The sequence below is a fragment of the Roseburia sp. AF20-18LB genome, assembly GCF_003461185.1.
GTDB lineage: Bacteria > Bacillota > Clostridia > Lachnospirales > Lachnospiraceae > Roseburia_C > Roseburia_C amylophila.
Genome location: NZ_QTWP01000001.1, coordinates 625,102 through 644,046, shown reverse-complemented (window position 1 = coordinate 644,046; position 18,945 = coordinate 625,102). Strand labels below are relative to the sequence as shown.

At 38.3% G+C, this 18,945-nt stretch carries 18 protein-coding genes; 17 read left to right on the top strand and 1 reads right to left on the bottom strand.

The features are described 5' to 3' along the window. The first annotated feature begins 26 nt into the window (after positions 1 to 26). The 7 genes from DWX65_RS03140 to DWX65_RS03115 all read left to right on the top strand — a co-directional run bounded on the left by DWX65_RS03140 (position 27) and on the right by DWX65_RS03115 (position 5,958). A complete protein-coding gene (locus DWX65_RS03140) occupies positions 27 to 773 on the top strand; it encodes an alpha/beta hydrolase (protein WP_005342006.1) in 747 nt (248 codons plus the stop codon). A gap of 140 nt (positions 774 to 913) precedes the next feature. Continuing rightward, positions 914 to 1,438 (top strand): flavodoxin family protein, encoded by a 525-nt coding sequence (locus DWX65_RS03135; protein WP_117840792.1) that lies wholly within the window; start codon positions 914 to 916, stop codon positions 1,436 to 1,438. 222 nt (positions 1,439 to 1,660) lie between these two features. After that, on the top strand, positions 1,661 to 2,071 hold the full coding sequence (locus DWX65_RS03130; RefSeq protein WP_118056898.1) for an L-2-amino-thiazoline-4-carboxylic acid hydrolase: 411 nt from the start codon (positions 1,661 to 1,663) through the stop codon (positions 2,069 to 2,071). A 109-nt stretch (positions 2,072 to 2,180) separates the two neighbouring features. After that, the gene (locus DWX65_RS14935; protein WP_156454685.1) at positions 2,181 to 2,321 is read left to right on the top strand and encodes a hypothetical protein; all 141 of its coding nucleotides are present in this window, start codon (positions 2,181 to 2,183) and stop codon (positions 2,319 to 2,321) included. Then, a complete protein-coding gene (locus DWX65_RS03125; RefSeq protein ID WP_118172770.1) occupies positions 2,318 to 3,220 on the top strand; it encodes a CAP domain-containing protein in 903 nt (300 codons plus the stop codon). Before DWX65_RS14935 ends, DWX65_RS03125 begins: the two co-directional genes overlap by 4 nt. 114 nt (positions 3,221 to 3,334) lie before the next feature. Then, entirely contained in the window at positions 3,335 to 4,660 is a 1,326-nt protein-coding gene (locus tag DWX65_RS03120; RefSeq protein WP_118172769.1) for an RNA polymerase sigma factor, read from the top strand. A 164-nt stretch (positions 4,661 to 4,824) separates the two neighbouring features. Then, entirely contained in the window at positions 4,825 to 5,958 is a 1,134-nt protein-coding gene (locus DWX65_RS03115) for an LCP family protein (RefSeq protein WP_242997791.1), read from the top strand. Between the two features lie 84 nt (positions 5,959 to 6,042). Here DWX65_RS03115 and DWX65_RS03110 read toward each other — a convergent pair whose 3' ends face one another. Next, positions 6,043 to 6,354 (bottom strand): helix-turn-helix domain-containing protein, encoded by a 312-nt coding sequence (locus DWX65_RS03110; protein ID WP_022242332.1) that lies wholly within the window; start codon positions 6,352 to 6,354, stop codon positions 6,043 to 6,045. Positions 6,355 to 6,546: 192 nt separating this feature from the next. Here DWX65_RS03110 and DWX65_RS03105 point away from each other — a divergent pair, with 192 nt between their 5' ends. The 10 genes from DWX65_RS03105 to DWX65_RS03060 all read left to right on the top strand — a co-directional run bounded on the left by DWX65_RS03105 (position 6,547) and on the right by DWX65_RS03060 (position 18,895). Next, on the top strand, positions 6,547 to 6,732 hold the full coding sequence (locus DWX65_RS03105; RefSeq protein ID WP_147339129.1) for a hypothetical protein: 186 nt from the start codon (positions 6,547 to 6,549) through the stop codon (positions 6,730 to 6,732). 117 nt (positions 6,733 to 6,849) lie between these two features. Then, positions 6,850 to 7,431 carry a hypothetical protein gene (locus tag DWX65_RS03100; protein ID WP_022242334.1) on the top strand — a complete coding sequence of 194 codons (582 nt, stop codon included), beginning with the start codon at positions 6,850 to 6,852 and terminating at the stop codon, positions 7,429 to 7,431. Between the two features lie 2 nt (positions 7,432 to 7,433). Then, positions 7,434 to 10,028: a hypothetical protein gene (locus DWX65_RS03095; protein ID WP_118172767.1), complete on the top strand. Its 2,595-nt coding sequence runs from the start codon at positions 7,434 to 7,436 to the stop codon at positions 10,026 to 10,028. A gap of 162 nt (positions 10,029 to 10,190) precedes the next feature. Then, positions 10,191 to 11,408: an iron-containing alcohol dehydrogenase gene (locus tag DWX65_RS03090; protein ID WP_118172766.1), complete on the top strand. Its 1,218-nt coding sequence runs from the start codon at positions 10,191 to 10,193 to the stop codon at positions 11,406 to 11,408. A 431-nt stretch (positions 11,409 to 11,839) separates the two neighbouring features. Continuing rightward, complete coding sequence (nrdD, locus tag DWX65_RS03085; protein WP_117840798.1) at positions 11,840 to 14,002, top strand: anaerobic ribonucleoside-triphosphate reductase; 2,163 nt, start codon at positions 11,840 to 11,842, stop codon at positions 14,000 to 14,002. Between the two features lie 18 nt (positions 14,003 to 14,020). Next, a complete protein-coding gene (gene nrdG, locus DWX65_RS03080; protein ID WP_117698216.1) occupies positions 14,021 to 14,539 on the top strand; it encodes an anaerobic ribonucleoside-triphosphate reductase activating protein in 519 nt (172 codons plus the stop codon). Positions 14,540 to 14,650: 111 nt separating this feature from the next. Then, positions 14,651 to 15,976, top strand: a complete 1,326-nt coding sequence (locus tag DWX65_RS03075; RefSeq protein ID WP_118087274.1) for an enhanced serine sensitivity protein SseB — start codon at positions 14,651 to 14,653, stop codon at positions 15,974 to 15,976. 15 nt (positions 15,977 to 15,991) lie between these two features. Then, entirely contained in the window at positions 15,992 to 16,579 is a 588-nt protein-coding gene (locus tag DWX65_RS03070; protein WP_118172765.1) for a hypothetical protein, read from the top strand. Positions 16,580 to 16,647: 68 nt separating this feature from the next. Then, positions 16,648 to 17,334 (top strand): response regulator transcription factor, encoded by a 687-nt coding sequence (locus DWX65_RS03065; RefSeq protein ID WP_022242424.1) that lies wholly within the window; start codon positions 16,648 to 16,650, stop codon positions 17,332 to 17,334. A gap of 22 nt (positions 17,335 to 17,356) precedes the next feature. Beyond that, on the top strand, positions 17,357 to 18,895 hold the full coding sequence (locus DWX65_RS03060) for a sensor histidine kinase (protein ID WP_118172764.1): 1,539 nt from the start codon (positions 17,357 to 17,359) through the stop codon (positions 18,893 to 18,895). Positions 18,896 to 18,945 lie beyond the last annotated feature (50 nt).

The following is an 18,945-nucleotide window of genomic DNA, read 5'->3' as shown; positions in this document are numbered from 1 at the left end:
GGAAGTTTACAGCGAGGTGAAAGAGGTTGAATTATGTAGAATATGGAAAAGAAAACAGCGATGTAATTATCCTCTTACACGGAGGCGGTTTATCATGGTGGAATTACAAAGAGGTTGCTGAAAGACTTCAAACAGATTATCATGTGGTTTTGCCTATATTAGATGGTCATGCAGGATGTGATAAGCAGTTTACAACGATAGAGAATAATGCTTTGGATATTATAGAATTTGTAAATAGCAAATTGGGCGGTTCTGTTTTAATGATGGGAGGACTATCGCTTGGAGGGCAGATTTTGCTTGAAATTTTATCTCAACGCAAAGATATATGTAAGTATGCAATAGTGGAAAGTGTACTTGTGATACCTTCAAAATTTACATATTCTATGATTAAACCGGCGTTTGGAAGTTGCTATGGCTTAATAAAGTATAAGTGGTTTTCAAAATTGCAATTCAAATCACTACGAATAAAGTCGAATTTGTTTGATGAATATTACAAAGATACTTGTGCTATTAGAAAGAGTGATATGATTGCCTTTTTACAGGAAAACTCAGTATATTCACTAAAAGATGGCATTGGAGAGTGTGAAGCAACCGTTCAAATTTATGTTGGAGAAAAAGAAAAGCAATCAATGAAAAAATCTGCTAAAATCATTCATGAAAAATTGCAGGATAGTTTTATACAAGTTCTTCCTAATATGTATCATGGAGAGTTTTCAATAAACCACGCAGATGATTATGTGAGAAAACTATTAGAAATAGTAAAGCGAAGGTAACTTTCAGTCTTCAGCAGAGGCTGAAAGCAATAGAAGATTTGAATTGACCGAGCTCTTTGAGCGGGGGATACTTCTTGTCCGAAGGGCAAGAAGGTGGAACTGAGAAGAATTAAAACAATTGGAAGTTGGAGGATACACGTATGAAAATTGTAATCATTAATGGAAGTGCCAGAAAAGGAAACACGCTGACAGCAATCAATGCATTTATAAAAGGAGCATCAGAAAAGAATGAAATTGAAATCATTGAACCTGACAAACTCAACATTGCACCATGCAAGGGATGTGGTGTCTGTCAATGCTCTAAGGGATGTGTCGATAAGGATGATACAAATCCTACAATTGATAAAATTGCTGCCGCAGATATGATTCTTTTTGCTACACCAGTTTATTGGTGGGGAATGTCAGCACAATTGAAACTTATCATTGATAAGTGCTACTGTCGTGGATTGCAGTTAAAAAATAAAAAAGTTGGCACGATTATTGTAGGCGGTTCTCCCGTAGACAGTATCCAGTATGAGCTGATTGATAAGCAGTTTGACTGTATGGCAAAATATCTTTCATGGGATATGCTTTTCAAAAAATCATATTACGCAACAGCCAGAGATGAACTTGAAAAAAACAAGGATTCCATGAACGAACTTGAGGGGATCGGAAAAAATTTATAAAGCACGTTCCAGATTCGGATTTGCAGAGATAGAGAATTTGTGCTGAGAAGTGTTAATTTATAATGTGTTAAGGAAAGCTAATATTAGATGAGAATTCTGTCGGTATATTCGACAAATGTACAAGTAGAAATATTTGCAGAATACGAAAGCGTATTCGCAATATCCGGATTGTGAGAAATCATCATCGGTGCTGGAAAAGTGGAGGGCGAATTAATATGAAGTATGCCGGAACTGCCGGAGGTTGAATCTGCAACGGAATATTACAAGCAATCCATGATGACGGGATTTATGCAGTGGTTTTGCCGGACAGGTGGAAAGAAAAAATTCTCAGAATCAGATATCGAAGCAAAGAAAGAGATTGCAAAATTCAAAGCAGGTGACAGAAATCCTTATTCCTGGAATATGGAATTTTATGAGTATGAGGATGGCAGCGGATACGAAGCGAGATTTACAACTTGTGGAATCTGCACACTGATGAATGAACTGGGACTGACTAAGCTGATACCTGCAATGTGCCGCCTTGACTATACAATGAGTGAAGCAGATTGTGTCAGTAATTTTGCCAAGGAATATACAATCGCTTCGGGTGGACCGTATTGCGACTGCGGTTATACGAAAAGAAGTGCAAAATAAAATGTTATAGAAATAAGAGTAGTTTCACAGACTGCTCTTATTTTTTTGAAAAATTTAAATCTTTTTTCCAATCCCTCCTGTCTTACTTAATAGAAGGGAGGAAGGACAGATGAAAAATATAATAAAATGGTTTGTGCTGCTGATGCATAAGGACATGCAGAATTTTGAAATGAACGAGGATACGGATTGCTCGGTTCGCAAACAGATTATGAACAGAACAAATCGCAAAAAGGAAGGTGAAAGATTATGATGAAAATGAGAAAACCTGGATATATTGCACTTGCTGTCCTGATGGTAGCAACAATCGCTTTAACAGGATGTAGCAATGTAACAGAAGCAAAGGGAAGTCCGACTACGGAAAAAGAAAAAGTAGCAGAGAAAACACCACAGAAGAGGGTGAAAGTTATAGTAGAAAATGCTGCAGAAACAGCTATTGAAACAGTCAGATTGGCGCAGAAAACAGAAGGAACTGAAAATTTAGAACCGGAACCTGGGGCAGAAGAAGATACAGCGGGAGAAAATACAGAGGGAGAAAATGAGACGGGAACAAAGCAAGGAAAGACAGAGGAGACAGACCAGTCAGATAAAAATAAAAGCGGTAAGAAAAAGAATACAACAGTAGCAGATACAACCGATTCAAATAAGCCGCCACATGACGGAATGATATATGATGTCAATGAAGGAACATGGATTGATATGCCGGAGGTTCATCCGGATGGTTTTGACAGAAGTGCGGCCGAAGAGGTGTGGTCTTATGTGAATGCAGAGAGAACAGCAGCAGGCCTCAATGCACTTACCTGGGATGAGGACATATACAATTTTGCATGCCAGAGAGCACAGGCAATTGTATCAGATTTTTCCCATAATGGTTGTGGCAATTATGGAGAAAACATAGCATTAAATTCTGCGGGAAGCGCATATAGAATCCACATGCAGTGGTTTTACTCAACCGGTCATCACAATAACTATATGTTATCTTCCTATGTAAAAGGTGCCTGTGCCATATATGTATATCAGGGTGTCTGGTATGCAGTGGAAAATTTTGCACTGGAAGAAAGTGAACACAGCGATGGAACGTTATCCTGCAATGCCTATGGACCGGAGGCAGAAGCAGCTTTAAATGAGTATATTGACAGTCATGACTGGTGAGAATAGAAGATGGAAATGTGCTTTCGGTGGAAGAGCTGTTTCTGTTAAAATTTTAAGAAATCAGGCATTATAGGAAAAACACATGAGAAATAAGGAAGAAAGAAGGAAAAGAAAATGACATATACACAGGCAGTTGAAAAAGCATGTAATGGAGATTCGATGGGATTTGAATTTCTTTATGATACAACAAAAAATAATAAATATTATCTGGCTTTAAAATATGTGAAAGATGAAGAGGCAGCAAAAGATATTCTGCAGGAAGCATACATACGGGCGTGGAAAAATCTGGATAAACTAAAAGAACCGGAAAAATTTGATTCCTGGTTAGCACAGATTGTGGTAAATACAGCAAAAAATGAACTGGAAAAACGCAATCATACACCGCTTGATTTACGCATGGAAAGTGGTGAGGAAGAAGATGCAGAAATCATGGACCAGGCAGTAAGCGTCTGGGAAAATGAGCCGGAATTAGAATATACGAAAGAAGAGACCAGACAGCTGGTGCATGAGCTAATCGATGCATTGTCTGACGAGCAGCGTCTGGTGGTAATTGCCTTTGAATTAGAGGGACTTACCACAAAAGAAATTGCAGAACAGCTGGGCTGCCCGGAAGCTACAGTGAAATCAAGACTGCGTTATGGCAGGAATAATATCAAGACAAAGGCAGAGGAACTGCAGAAGAGGGGATACAAGCTTTACAGTGTTGCACCAATGCCGTTACTGCTGTATCTGTTGAAAAAGGAAATGGTTGTATCTGCGGCAGAGCCATCCACCCAGCTTTTATTAAGTGAATGTAGAAAAAGTATAGCAAAGAGTACATATGGTGCAGGAAAAACTGCAGCCTCAACAGCGGTAAAAGCCGCAGGCACAGCAAGAAAGATATCATTTTTGTCAACTGCAGCTGGAAAAGCGGTAATTGGAATCGTGGCAACGGCATCTATAGCAAGTGCAGTGACAGTTGGTGTCATCAGCTACAATAAATCAAATGATAAAAATACGACCGTACAGGAAAATGTTCCGGCAGTAGAAGAAGTTCCGGTAAATGCAGACCAGCCAATAGATGGCGTGGTTGAGGATACAGAGACAACGGATGCACCAGAGGATGAAAATGGAAGTGAAAAATATGCTGATATTCCGGAAGCTGTGCTTCCAAGTTCCGTGCGTAATGATAAAGACTATTTTGAATTCTGGGACGAGCCGGTAAAGGCAACCTGCTGGATTGACGGTGTCAGGGGAACGATTTATGCAGACTGGGATATGACACAGATTATCAAAGAAGTTACCTATGATGTAGATGGCTATGAGGATGAGCTTCTTATTATTGGCTGTACACTGGATGGCGGTACCCATGCCATTGCAATTTATAACGGACAGTATGTTGTGGTAAATGATGCAATGTGGGATCATTGGTATAATGGAAAGAGTTCTGCCTTCGATTAATACGAAAACTTAAGATTTCGTTAAATTTGTGGAACTGATTCTTAAGGTTGTCTGTGGGACATTGACCAACCAATTCCAGTAAGATATATTTGAATTAATGGACTGTGGAAAAACAGTCCGGATTAAGGAGTATAAGTATATCAAAGTAAGGAGGAACTATGGGCATGGAAAAGCAGAAGGCGAAGACAGGTCCGAAAAAGAAGGTTGGAAAAAAGCAGAGAAGAAAGAGAAAACTGATACTGTTTATTGTAGAAGTATTAGTGATACTCATTTTGCTGGTAGTATTTTATGTAATGAGTAAGCTGAATAAAATCAATAATACCGGTTCCTTAGACGCGAAGAAGCTGAATATTAATATAGACAGCGAGACCCAGGAAGTGTTAGATAATTATACCAATATAGCTATCTTTGGAATTGACAACCGGAGCAGTGGAAATTATGAAAGCGGAAACAGCGACTGTATCATGATTGCCAGTATCAACGATGATACCAAGGAAGTGAAGCTTGTATCCGTATACCGGGATTCCTTTCTGGCAGTAGATGATAAAGACAGCCTGCGGAAACTGAATGCAGCTTATGCCAAGGGAGGACCGACCGGTGCAGTAGCGGCGTTAAATAAGAATCTGGATTTGAATATTACCGAATATGTATCCGTAGACTTCAATGCGGTAATGGAAGTTGTGGATGCATTAGGTGGAATAGAGTTGGATATTACCAAGGAAGAAGCCAGCAATATGCACATCTGGATTGATGAAATGAATGAAGTCATGGGAACCCATGGCAAGCCGGTTTCCGGACCGGGCGTGCAGCAGGTCAATGGAATACAGGCACTTGCCTATTGCCGTGATCGAATGAGCGGCGGAGACGATTTCCGCCGGACCGAGCGCCAGCGTATTGTAGTAGGAAAGATTGTAGAAAAAGCAAAGCAGGCAGACATCCTTACTTTAAATGATTTGGTAGACAAGCTGTTTCCGGACATTTCTACCAGCCTTTCTACCACAGAAATATTGGGACTTGCAGCCCATGTCAAAGAGTATGAGCTTGCAGATACCCAGGGCTGGCCATTCCAGTTAGACACCAAGATGATGGAAAAATCCATCGGAGCAGTAGTTGTACCAACGGATTTGGAGACTAATGTAGATTTGCTGCACCGCTATTTATTTGATGTAGAGGATTATGAAACGACAGATAAGGTGAAAGAAATCAGCAAGGCAGTAAGCAACAGGACAGGAAAGACGGCAGCAGATACCACCCGGGATACGAATCCGCTGGTGCAGGATACAGTAATAGAAGATTAGGGTTATAAAAAAGTTGGCAATATGTAGCACCCTCCAAAAGTTAGAACTAAAAATCTAACGGTTGGAGGGTGTTTTTTTATGATATTACTTCCTTTGGCTTTTTAAAAAATTGGCAAATGTGCTTATTTCTTTTAATTCTTCTTGAGTATATTCTGAATTAGAAAAGGATATAGAATTATTTTGAAAATCATTAAGAACAGAATCGTCAGCTAAGAAATCTAATGAACACTCAAAGTAAGTACAAAGCTTTTTGAGAGTAGATAGTTTAGCATTTTCAGTTCCCTTTTTATAGAAACCATCTATAGTTGTATAAGGAACACCAGAAGCTCTTGCAAGTTCGGCTTTATTTATATTTTTATTTTTCATCAATAAGTCTAGTTTATCAGTAAGTCCCATTATATTACCTCCACAACAAATTAATTGTACTACTAAGAAAGTATAATGTAAATGTATTATTACCCTGTATGGTAAAACTAGAAACGTTTTAACTTGACAATTACGATACAGGGTATATACTTAAGATGTTGATTACGTTACAGGGTAATTTCAGAAGGGGATGAGAAGTTGTTCTATAATTTGAAAGCTGAAATGGCAAGAGAGAAAATTACAATTAAGTTATTGGCAGAGAGGACAGGAATTTCATATAAAAGCCTTAAGAGAAAAATATCTGGAGATACAGAATTTAAGAAAAGTGAAATAGTATTAATAAAACGAGAATTTCCACAATATAGTTTAGATTATTTGTTTGCATCAAAAGATGAAGTAGGTAAATAGTTTTTTATGAAAGAAAAGAAAAATTTATATTAGTACAGAAACTAAATAATAGGTAACGTGCTATCTTCCATAATAGTATGCTGCCTATTATTTTTATAAAAATAAAGGAGAAGCATCATGAAAAAGAAAAAAGTGGCAATAATATCTGTTTTAGTATTTTTAATGTGTGGTATCACGGGTTCTTGTGGAAAAGAATCAGCACTTGAAAAGGAGGCAAAAAAGGTAGCGGATTATGTCAATAATGGAGAAGTGGATGATTTGGAGAAAGTATTATTTAATTATGGTGAATTAAAAGATGATACGGAATTACAAGATTTTTGGCAGGCAGATACAGAAAATTTGGAGCAAAATGATGGAATTATCGCGCATATAATTGCTCAAGACAATGTGAAGATGAAAGAGATACAAGATAATGTAATATTGTATGAAATTGAATCACCAGATCTTTCGAGCATCTTTCAGGATGCAATGAAAGAAAATTTTGAGAATGATGAAGAAGCAGAAGCATTTTTATATAAATATATAGAAAATGCTTCAAAGAATAAAATTGTAGTTCAAATACCGTACACATATGAAAATAATGTATTTGCAGCAGACTATTCTGGTGATGAATTTGTGGAAGCAATTACCGGAAACATGATAGAAAGTTATCAGAATTTAATACAAGAGATGATACAAGAGAATACAGTGGAGGATTAAGGGTGAAAAAGTTTATAGGGATAATTTTGTGTATAATAATATTGATTTCAGATAGTACTAATTTCTATTCAGCAGAAATGAGTGATTATTTATATAAAACATTAGAAGTAGAGTATTCGGATTCTTTAGGAAGTATAGATACTTTGGAAATAATGACTAAAGATGGTAATGTATATGCTAATGCAGAAAGTTTGGGAAAGAGATTGGGATATAAAGTAAATATTTCTGATAAATATGTTTCTATTTATAATGATGAAGAGTCAGAAAATGTACCGTATGGTATAACTACTTTTTATTATGGAGAAACAACTATTAAGCATATGCTTTTTAATAAAATGATTGATTATGAGGGGGCATTTGATACTATTAAGAATGAAAAAGGGGTATGGATACCATTAGAACAATCGCTGCTTATTTTAAATTGCAGTATGCTAATAGTGGACAATAAGGTTTTGATAGAAGTGCCACATAAAAATACTGTAGATATATTTATGGATGTAATGAAGAAAAATAATAATTATCTGTTTGAATGGGGAAAAGATTTTGGATATACAGAGTCTGATTGGCGGATAATTGGAAAAGCTAGCCATATGGTAAATATTTTAAATGGCTTACTTGAATTAGATGGTATGTCTTGGGTGCAATTTGTACAGCTATTTGCAATGAGAAGTGATGCATATGATGAAAAATATGGAGAAGCATTAGCAAGATTATTCTGTACATATTCTGACGATGAGTTTAATAGAGAAATAAAGAATGTTAAGAATGCAATGGGACATTTTGATGGTAGTGGAACGTTTGGAAAAACATTAGAAGCATTAGAGAAAAGCACTCCGGATGATGATGAAATAGGAAAATTGCAGGAGACTTGCCAGACATTTAAAGACAATTTAGACGGTACAAATGATAGTGTAGCAAAATATAATCAATCCTATCAAGAATTAGAAAAAGCTGTTAATGAGGCTACAATGTTTGAAAATACGGCAGGAAAAATAATTGACATTCAAAAAGGAGTGGCTAATGTAGTAGGAATAGTAAATAAGGTATCTGCAATTGTTGAAGCCATAAACTATATGGAAGAATTTAAAAATCAGGATGATTATACAGTCAATGCATTGTTATATTTTACTTCAAATACAAATTCATCTAGCATGATGTCAAATACAATGAAGAGCAGTATAAATAGTTATGGAAATTCATTGAAAACGGATATATTAACTTATTCGGCAATGGAATATTTAAAAAATAATTATGATAATTTAACTATGCAAGCAATGAATTTGAGTGAAGTATTAGGTTCGGAAGCATCGCTTGAACTTATCGCTTGGAATTTGGCAAAGAGTGTTAATATATTAAATATTGGCGATAAAATTGATGCAGCAGATCAATTTGAATTAGCAACTTATGGAACTGTATTTCAGGCAGATGCATTTAGCTGTTATCAGAGACAGCGTAATGACTTGTTTAATGAAAGTGACAAAATTACAGCTGAAAATTTATACTCGATTTCCCAGTTGTGTTATATCTATTTAAAAAGTTGTTATATAACAAGAGAGGCTGCAATAGCGTCTTTAAAGGGAAAAACATCGGAAACACAAGAAAAAATTAAACCTTTAATAGAATATCAAAATAGTATTAATGACGAAATTGCTGGGTATCTTATTGACCTTAAAAATGCGGATGAAAGTAATGATAACCTTTGTTATGGATTTTTGCCTGTAAATAATCAGGAATATTTAGAAAATTATAATGCAGATAATTTGAAAAAAGCTATAAGTTCAATGGACTATAAGCAGGCATATAAAGATTTTATTTCAGAATATGAGGAGGCTGCTTCAATAAGTGAGGAGGAGTGGTTTAATAATCAAGATGAATATCGGAATAAATATGGAAATTTAAATTTTGATTTATTGAATGAGTATCATAAGGGAGAGCATTATGATGAAATGTTAGATGGGGATGTTCAAGAGGTATTACTATATGCGGAATATGACATAGATGGTAATGGTATTTCTGAATTGATTATAGCACTAGGAGTAACTGAAATTTCAATTTGCGATATTTATTCATTTGATGGAGAAAAGGTGGTAAATGTATTTGGCAATAGCAATTTTGAAAATAGATATTCGATTAATACAAATAATGTAATAGAACAATATCGAGCAGATGGTTACAGTCTGTATAGGTTATCTGGAATTGAATGCGTGGAATTACCAGAGAGTGAAAAAAATAGAATTCAAATAGACGATCAATGGGATTATACAGGAGATGAGTGGACAATATTTGCAGAAGATGTTCCTGCTGAGGTAGAAAATCTTAATTTGACAGAAGAATTTATATATGAGAAATTGGTAGAATATTATAGCAAAGGAACAGAGGATGATTCAGGAGAAGACATGATAGTAATGGAGGGAGATATGTATGAGGCAGATGATGGAAATATGCACTATTTTACTATGATAAGATGTGGTGTTCCTGGAAATGATGAAGCAACACAGGTATTATATGAAGTAGATGTGAATGCAGCAAATGGTAGAGTAAGACAGACAAGAGTTTTGACTGATAATAAGTTGACTATATTTAATATTATGGATTAGTAGTTTGTAATAAGACAGCAGTATGTGATATTTGGAAAATCCAACCAATTTTTATAAAAATTTCACAAAAAATAAGAAAAATCCAGTTACCTTTTGTATATTATTGTGTTATGATAAAAATATATCAGTAAACATACAATGATTATCAAGGAGGTATTACGAATGCAGAGATTTACATTACCAAGAGATTTATACCACGGCAAAGGTGCATTGGAGGCACTGAAGAACTTCGAAGGAAAGCGCGCAATGATCTGTGTTGGTGGAGGCTCCATGAAACGGTTTGGTTTCCTGGATAAAGCAGAGGCATATCTGAAAGAAGCAGGTATGGAAGTGGAACTGTTTGAAGGAATTGAACCGGATCCATCTGTTGAGACCGTGATGAAGGGTGCTGCCGCTATGGAGAAGTTCAAGCCGGACTGGATTGTAGCAATCGGTGGTGGTTCACCAATTGATGCTGCAAAAGCAATGTGGATTAAATATGAATATCCGGATATTACCTTTGAAGACATGTGTAAGGTATTTGGAATTCCGAAATTAAGAAAGAAAGCACATTTCTGTGCAATTTCTTCTACCTCAGGAACAGCAACAGAAGTAACTGCATTTTCCATTATTACGGATTATGAGAGGGGAATCAAATATCCGATTGCGGATTTTGAAATTACACCGGACGTAGCAATCGTTGACCCGGAACTGGCAGAGACCATGCCGCAGAAGCTGGTAGCCCACACCGGAATGGATGCGATGACACATGCCATTGAAGCGTATGTTTCAACTGCCAACAGTGATTTTACAGACCCGCTGGCACTCCATGCTATCGAAATGATTCAGCATGATCTGATTGATTCCTATAACGGAGATATGGCAAAACGTGATTCCATGCACAATGCCCAGTGTTTGGCTGGAATGGCATTTTCCAATGCACTGCTTGGAATCGTACATTCTATGGCACATAAGACCGGTGCCGCATTTGCCGACTACGGTGCACATATTATTCATGGCGCAGCTAATGCCATGTATCTGCCGAAGGTTATTGCATTTAATGCAAAGGATGAGACTGCAAAGAAACGTTATGGCGTGATTGCAGATTTTATGAAGCTTGGCGGAGAGACACTGGACGAGAAAGTCGCACTTTTAATCCAGTACCTGCGTAAGATGAATGATGACTTGAATATTCCGCACTGTATTAAGAACTACGGACTGGACAGCTATCCGGCTGAGCAGGGCTTTGTACCGGAAGAAGTATTCTTAGAGAGACTGCCTGAGATTGCAGCCAATGCAATTTTGGATGCCTGCACCGGCTCCAACCCAAGACAGCCAAGTCAGGAAGAAATGGAAAAACTGCTGAAATGCTGTTACTATGACACGGAAGTAGATTTCTAAAAAATAGATTAAAAAATAAAACCTCGTTTCGATATCGCATTGATATTTGAGACGGGGTTTTTACAGTCTGAAAAATGGTTTTACAAAGGTAATACCCCCACAGCACTGCGGGGGTACAAAGGGGAGTTATGAAAATTTATGAAAAAAGTTTTATCAAATAGAGAGACAAGACATTGGGGGATGAACCTGTTCTCTATTGATATTTGTAGTATACCCGGATTTTGTGAAAAATAATTGTCCAGATTATGAAAAAAGCGTTAAATTCTAAAAAAATTTTTCTGAAAAAAATTCACGAATCTTGTATATTTCCCTTGCGTAAAACACAAGATATGGTATACTGTATATGCGTTGAAGAGATTCGACACAAAATCTAGTACAGTTTTGTGCCGATTTTATGCGAATAGACTATTTTTTTATGGGAGAGGATTTCGATGAAAATCATTAAAAGAAGCGGCGCAGAGGCTGTTTTTGACATTTCAAAAATTATTATTGCAATCAATAAAGCGAACCATGAGGTGGTGGAAGCGGAACGATTGACTGCAGACCAGATTAAGGAGATTGCACAATATATAGAGGATTCCTGTAAGGATGCCAACCATGCCCTGAATGTAGAAGATATTCAGGACTTAGTGGAGGATCAGTTAATGGACAAGAGGGCTTTTTCTGTTGCCCGGAAATACATTACTTACCGCTATAAACGTGCCCTGGTACGTAAATCCAACTCTACGGATGAACAGATTTTAAGTCTGATTGAATGTAATAATGAAGAAGTAAAACAGGAGAATTCCAATAAGGATTCAACCGTAAACAGCGTGCAGCGTGACTATATGGCTGGTGAGGTGAGTAAGGATATTACCAGAAGATTCCTTCTTCCGGAGGATATTGTAGAGGCACATGAACAGGGAATTATCCATTTCCATGATGCAGATTATTTTGCACAGCATATGCATAACTGTGATCTGGTAAATTTAGAGGATATGTTACAGAACGGAACCGTTATCAGCGGAACCAGAATTGACAAGCCACATTCTTTCTCTACAGCATGTAATATTGCAACCCAGATTATTGCTCAGGTGGCAAGCTCCCAGTATGGCGGGCAGAGTATTTCACTGGCACATTTAGTACCATTTGTCCAGATCAGCCGTGAGAAAATTCATGCAGAGCTGCTGCAGACATTAAAAGAGAGCGGTGTGGAGCTGAGCGAAGAGAAGATTAACAGCATTGTGGAAAGAAGACTTCATGCGGAAATCGAACGGGGCGTACAGGTTATTCAGTATCAGGTGGTAACGCTGATGACTACCAACGGACAGTCCCCATTCGTAACCGTGTTCATGTATCTGAACGAAGCAAAGAATGAGCAGGAGAAAAAAGACCTTGCCATGATTATAGAGGAAGTGTTGGACCAGCGTTATCAGGGAGTTAAGAATGAGGATGGCGTATGGATTACACCGGCATTTCCAAAGCTGATTTATGTATTGGAAGAGGATAATATCCATGAGGATTCGGAATACTATTATCTGACGAAGAAAGCAGCAAAATGTACTGCAAAGCGTATGGTTCCGGATTATATTTCTGAGAAGAAAATGAAGGAATTAAAAGATGGCAACTGCTATACCTGTATGGGCTGCCGTTCCTTCCTTACCGTATATCATGATGAAGATGGCAAGCCAAAGTTCTACGGTCGTTTCAATCAAGGCGTGGTAACCTTGAATCTGGTAGATCTGGCATGCTCTTCCGGCGGAGATTTTGAAAAATTCTGGAAGCTATTTGATGAGCGTTTGGACCTTTGCTACCGTGCATTGATGGCGCGTCATAACCGCCTGAAGGGAACACCTTCTGATGTGGCACCGATTCTCTGGCAGTACGGAGCACTTGCCCGTCTGAAAAAAGGCGAGACCATAGACAAGCTTTTATATGGTGGATATTCTACTATTTCACTGGGTTATGCAGGACTTTGCGAATGTACCAGATATATGACTGGAAAACCACATACCGACCCGGCAGCAACACCATTTGCCTTAAAGGTAATGCAGCGGTTAAATGATGCCTGCAAGGAGTGGAAAGAGAAAGAAAATATTGATTTCTCCGTATATGGAACACCGCTTGAGTCTACCACCTATAAATTTGCAAAATGTTTACAGAAACGTTTCGGAGTTATTCCGGGTGTTACCGATAAGAATTACATTACCAACAGCTATCATGTGCATGTAACCGAAAACATCGATGCATTTACCAAGCTGAAATTCGAATCCCAGTTCCAGGCACTTTCACCGGGTGGAGCAATCAGCTATGTGGAAGTTCCGAACATGCAGGATAATCTGGATGCTGTTTTATCTGTAATGAAATTCATCTATGAGAATATCATGTATGCAGAGTTAAATACCAAAAGCGATTACTGCCAGGTATGTGGCTATGATGGTGAGATTCAGATTGTAAAAGATGATGATGGAAAATTAGTATGGGAGTGCCCGCATTGCCACAACCGTGACCAGGATAAGATGAACGTGGCAAGACGTACCTGTGGTTATATTGGTTCCCAGTTCTGGAATCAGGGAAGAACCCAGGAAATCAAGGAGCGTGTACTTCACTTATAAAAAGAAAGTGAAAAGAAAATGCATTATTCAGCGATTAAATATAATGATATTGCGAACGGCACCGGTGTAAGAACGGTGCTGTTTGTATCCGGCTGCCGGAACCACTGTAAAGAGTGTTTTCAGCCGGAAACATGGGACTTTAAAAATGGAGAGGAATTTACAAAAGAAGTAGAAGATGAAATTCTTGCATCTTTGGAATCTCCCTATATCAAGGGACTGACTCTTTTGGGAGGAGACCCTTTTGAACCGGAAAACCAGCATGCACTGCTTCCATTTATCAAGCGGGTGCGGACGGAACATCCGGAAAAAGACATATGGGCATATACCGGATATGTACTGGATAAGGATTTGGTACCGGAGGGAAGAAGATATACCGAGGATACGAAAGAATTATTATCCTTAATCGATGTGCTGGTGGATGGCCCTTATGTGGCAGAGCTATATGATATTACATTAAAATTCAAAGGTTCTTCCAATCAGCGTGTCATTGACTGCAGAAAATACAATGAAACAGGAGTCATTGAAGAACTGATGTAAACTGCGTGAAAGATAAAGTAGAATCCGGAAGGATTCTATTTTACTTTATGGCATTTTTATATTAAAATAGAAATAACGTGATTGTTTTAAGGAAAGATATAGGAGAAGAACATGGAAATTAGTAAAGAGCGTAAAGAAGAATTATTAGAGACCCATCTTTTGAATTATGAAATGCCGGATGAACAGGAACTTGCAAAGCTTACTTTAGAGGAACTGGAATTTCTGATTCGTTCTGCAGAAGTACATCATAAGAAGAAAACCTTTGTGGCAGATAATTTTTTAAAGAAGATAGAAGTGTTTAACAAGATTCTGGCAGATAAAATAAAGGGATGCAAAGAGCTTTACTGCGCATGGGACAGGCACACCGGTTACCCGCGTGTTATGGGGGACGGAAGTGTATTAATCTTTTCAACGAAAGAATTTGCCCAAAAGGCAATAGAACATTATAAAGAGCAGAATGTAGAACTGGAATTAAAAGGAATCAGAGGAGACAAGCAGATGTTCTTCTGGGCAAACCTCCACTGGTGGGGTATGGAAGATCTGATACTGGATGTGGGAAGCTATTCCTGCAGATTAAAAAGAGATGACTTGCTTCCACCACCGGATTTTTCCGAGCTTTCCAAAGCACAGATTCCGGTTGTAAATCCGGCTCTGATTCTTGCAATGGCAAGACACAGACAGATTTTATTTGAAGAAAAGAAAGATGAACAGTGGAAACGTGCGGAGCAGTTCTTATGTGACCGTATGTTAAAAGAGGTAGTCCGCGGGGAATTCTTATGTCCGGTAAAAGTGGTAGAGGACCCGAAGGAAGAAAAGGATGCAGACGGAAAAAAGGGAACAGCCCTTCAGTTTGCATTGTTACAGGATAGCAATGGAGCACAGTGGATGCCGGTGTATACAGACTGGCAGAGTTTCCAGAAGATTTATAATGTAAAGGAATGGAAGGGACAGAAAGTCAGTTTTGACCAGCTGATGAAGATTGCAGGAGAGCGAGATTTTGTAATCAATCCGGGCAGTATGGAACTTCGGGTAGAAGAGAACCGGAAGAAAATTATTATAGGTTATTTCAAACGCTATAAGAGGCAGGAAGCTGAGATGGCATCTGGCAATCTTGTTGAAATGAAAACGGGTGTATTTGTTGGTGAGCCAATTGCAGAGGCGGATGAACTGAAACAGATACTCAGTGAATATATGAAGAAACAGAAGAATATTAAGAAAGCATATCTGGTAACGAAGATTGAACGTAAGGATGACATTAGTTATTTGCTGGTTGTAGAGTTTAAGGGTGAGAGAAAGAGCGTCTTTGAAGGAATTGCTGAAGCTGTAAAGCCGTCCCTTGGCTATATGCGTCTTGATATGCATGAAGCAGACGAAAAGGCAATGGAGCTGATTGGTGAGGTTGCACCATTTTATAAAAAGACTTTTCTGGGATTGTAAATTGCAGGAGGAAATATGGAACAAAAAGAATTAGATGGTAAAGTCTGGGAAGTAAGTGGATTCGTATTTGAAAATGAAGAACAGGCAAAATTGGCCAAAAAGGAAGTGGAAGGAATCCAGTACATACATGATAATATGAATATGGATAATCCACAGATGGTACAGGAAATCTACCAGAGAATCATGGCTCAGGAATTGTTCCATACACCGATAGGATATGCCTATCTAAAAGAACTGCAGGATTATCTGAAAGGACTGCCCGGGGTGGATGCATCCGAAATACCAGGTATTCCGGTGAAAGATATGGGCTTAGACCTTGACCATGTAGCTGGCAAAGAAAAATCTGGTGAGCACCAGAATGAAAATGCTGATAAAAATTCAGAGGAACAACAGGAAACGAAATTACAGAAGCGCTGCCGCATCTTACTTTCTGTGAATATTGTGTTGGTTATCATTATTATTGCCATGTTTGCCATCAGCCTTACCAGTGGCAGTACCACAATCTTAAATTATGAGACGAAAATCATTAATAAATATGAAGAGTGGGAACAGGAACTGGATGAAAGAGAAGCAGCACTGGATGCTTTGGAAAAACAGAATTAAATCGCAGAAGAACACAAATTTGACATATTTATCCGTTAAACTATAGAAAAAAGAAGAGGGAAGCAAATATGGAAAAACGTAAAATTCTGGTGGTAGACGATGAAAGCCGTATGCGTAAGCTGGTGCGGGATTTCCTGGTAAAACAGAACTTTGAAGTGTTAGAGGCAGGAGACGGAGAAGAAGCCTTAGACGTATTTTATAAAAATAAAGATATTGCATTGATTATTCTGGATGTTATGATGCCGAAGATGAACGGCTGGGATGTATGCCGGGAAATCAGGGAAAGTTCCAAGACACCGATTATCATGCTGACAGCCAAGAGTGAAGAAAGTGATGAACTTTTAGGATTTGAACTTGGTGTGGATGAATATATCAGTAAACCATTCAGCCCGAAGATCCTGGTGGCAAGGGTAGAGGCAATTTTGCGGAGAACCGGCAATTATACGGAAGATGATGTGCTGGAAGTAGGCGGCATTGTAATGGACAAGGCTGCCCATATGGTAACAATTGACGGCAAAAATATTGATTTGAGCTATAAAGAATTTGAGCTTCTGGCATATTTCATGGAGAATAAGGGAATTGCTTTATCCCGTGAGAAAATTCTGAATCATGTATGGAATTATGATTATTTCGGTGATGCCAGAACCATCGATACCCATGTGAAAAAGCTGCGCAGCAAGATGGGCGAAAAAGGTGATTATATCAAGACAATCTGGGGTATGGGCTATAAGCTGGACATTGATGCACCGCAATAAAATGTGATAAGGTGGAAGATATATGGCAAAGAATAAGAAAAAACAGCATTCCATTACAACGCAGATTACATTGACTATCGTTGGATTAGTGGCCGGCACGGTATTACTGTGCTGGCTTCTTAATGTTACCCTGCTGGAAGGCTATTATACCCGCTATAAGCAGGAAGTGCTGGAAAATGGGTTCCAGCAGATTAATGCGGCAAGTGAACAGGGAATCTTAAATACATCAGATTATGATATAGATTTTGAAAAAATCTGTTCCAATGGTAACCTGACGATTTTAATCATTACATCTGATGGTACAGTAGTGCGTTCTTCTACCAATGGTGTGGAAAATCTCAGGATGCAGTTTATGGAAATTATCATGGCAAGTGTGCAGAATGATGATATGCATCTTAATATGAAAGTACTGAAAGCAAACGACAATTATGTCATGGGAGAAAAAGAGGATACCAGGCTGGAATCGGATTATCTGATTCTCTGGGGAACCCTGGCAGATGGTAATCTTTTGCTGGCGAGAACTCCATTGGAAAGTATCAAGGAAAGTGCGCAGGTGTCTAATCGTCTGCTGATGGATGTAGGAGTTGTTGCGGTAATAGTGAGTGGTATTATCATTTTTTTTGTTACACGTCGTATTACTAACCCAATTCTGCAGCTTACAGATATATCCAAGAAAATGGCAGAATTCGACTTTGATGCGAAGTATGAGGTCAAGGGAGATAATGAGATTGAACAGTTGGGCGAGCATATGAACCAGCTATCGGAAATCTTAGAGCGGACCATATCGGAATTAAAGAGTGCCAATAATGAATTGAAGATAGATATCGAAAAGAAGGAACAGATTGACGAGATGAGAAAAGATTTCCTGTCAAATGTTTCGCATGAGCTAAAGACACCGCTGGCACTGATTCAGGGTTATGCAGAAGGCTTACAGGAATGTGTGCAGGACGATCCGGAGAGCAGAAATTTCTATTGTGAGGTCATTACAGATGAAGCAGAGAAGATGAACCGCATGGTAAAGAAACTTCTTACTTTGAATCAGCTGGAATTTGGGAATGATGCTATTGTGATGGAACGGTTTGATATCACCGAACTGATCCGTGGAGTAGCTGCCAGTAATGCCATTATCTTAGAACAGAAGGGAGCTATTCTGGAATTTGACGAGCAGCCGTTTTTTGTATGGGCGGATGAATTTAAGATAGAAGAAGTTATAACCAATTATCTGAGCAATGCAATCAACCATTTGGAAGGTGAAAACCGGATTAAAATTTCTTATGAATGTAAGCAGGATGTAGTAAGAGTCAGCGTGTTTAATACCGGAAAGCCGATTCCGGAAGAAGACATTGATAATATCTGGATTAAATTCTATAAGGTAGATAAAGCAAGAACCAGAGCTTATGGAGGCAGCGGAATTGGTCTGTCCATTGTAAAAGCAATTATGGATTCCATGCATCAGCAGTGCGGAGTCATTAACCATGAGGATGGTGTGGAATTCTGGATAGAATTAGACACCAGCAATCGCGATGATAACGAGGAAGAACGTGAAATAACTATTGCCTGAAAGCCGGAAAAATGCTAACATGGGAATAGATTGATAAGTTAAGGAGTGCC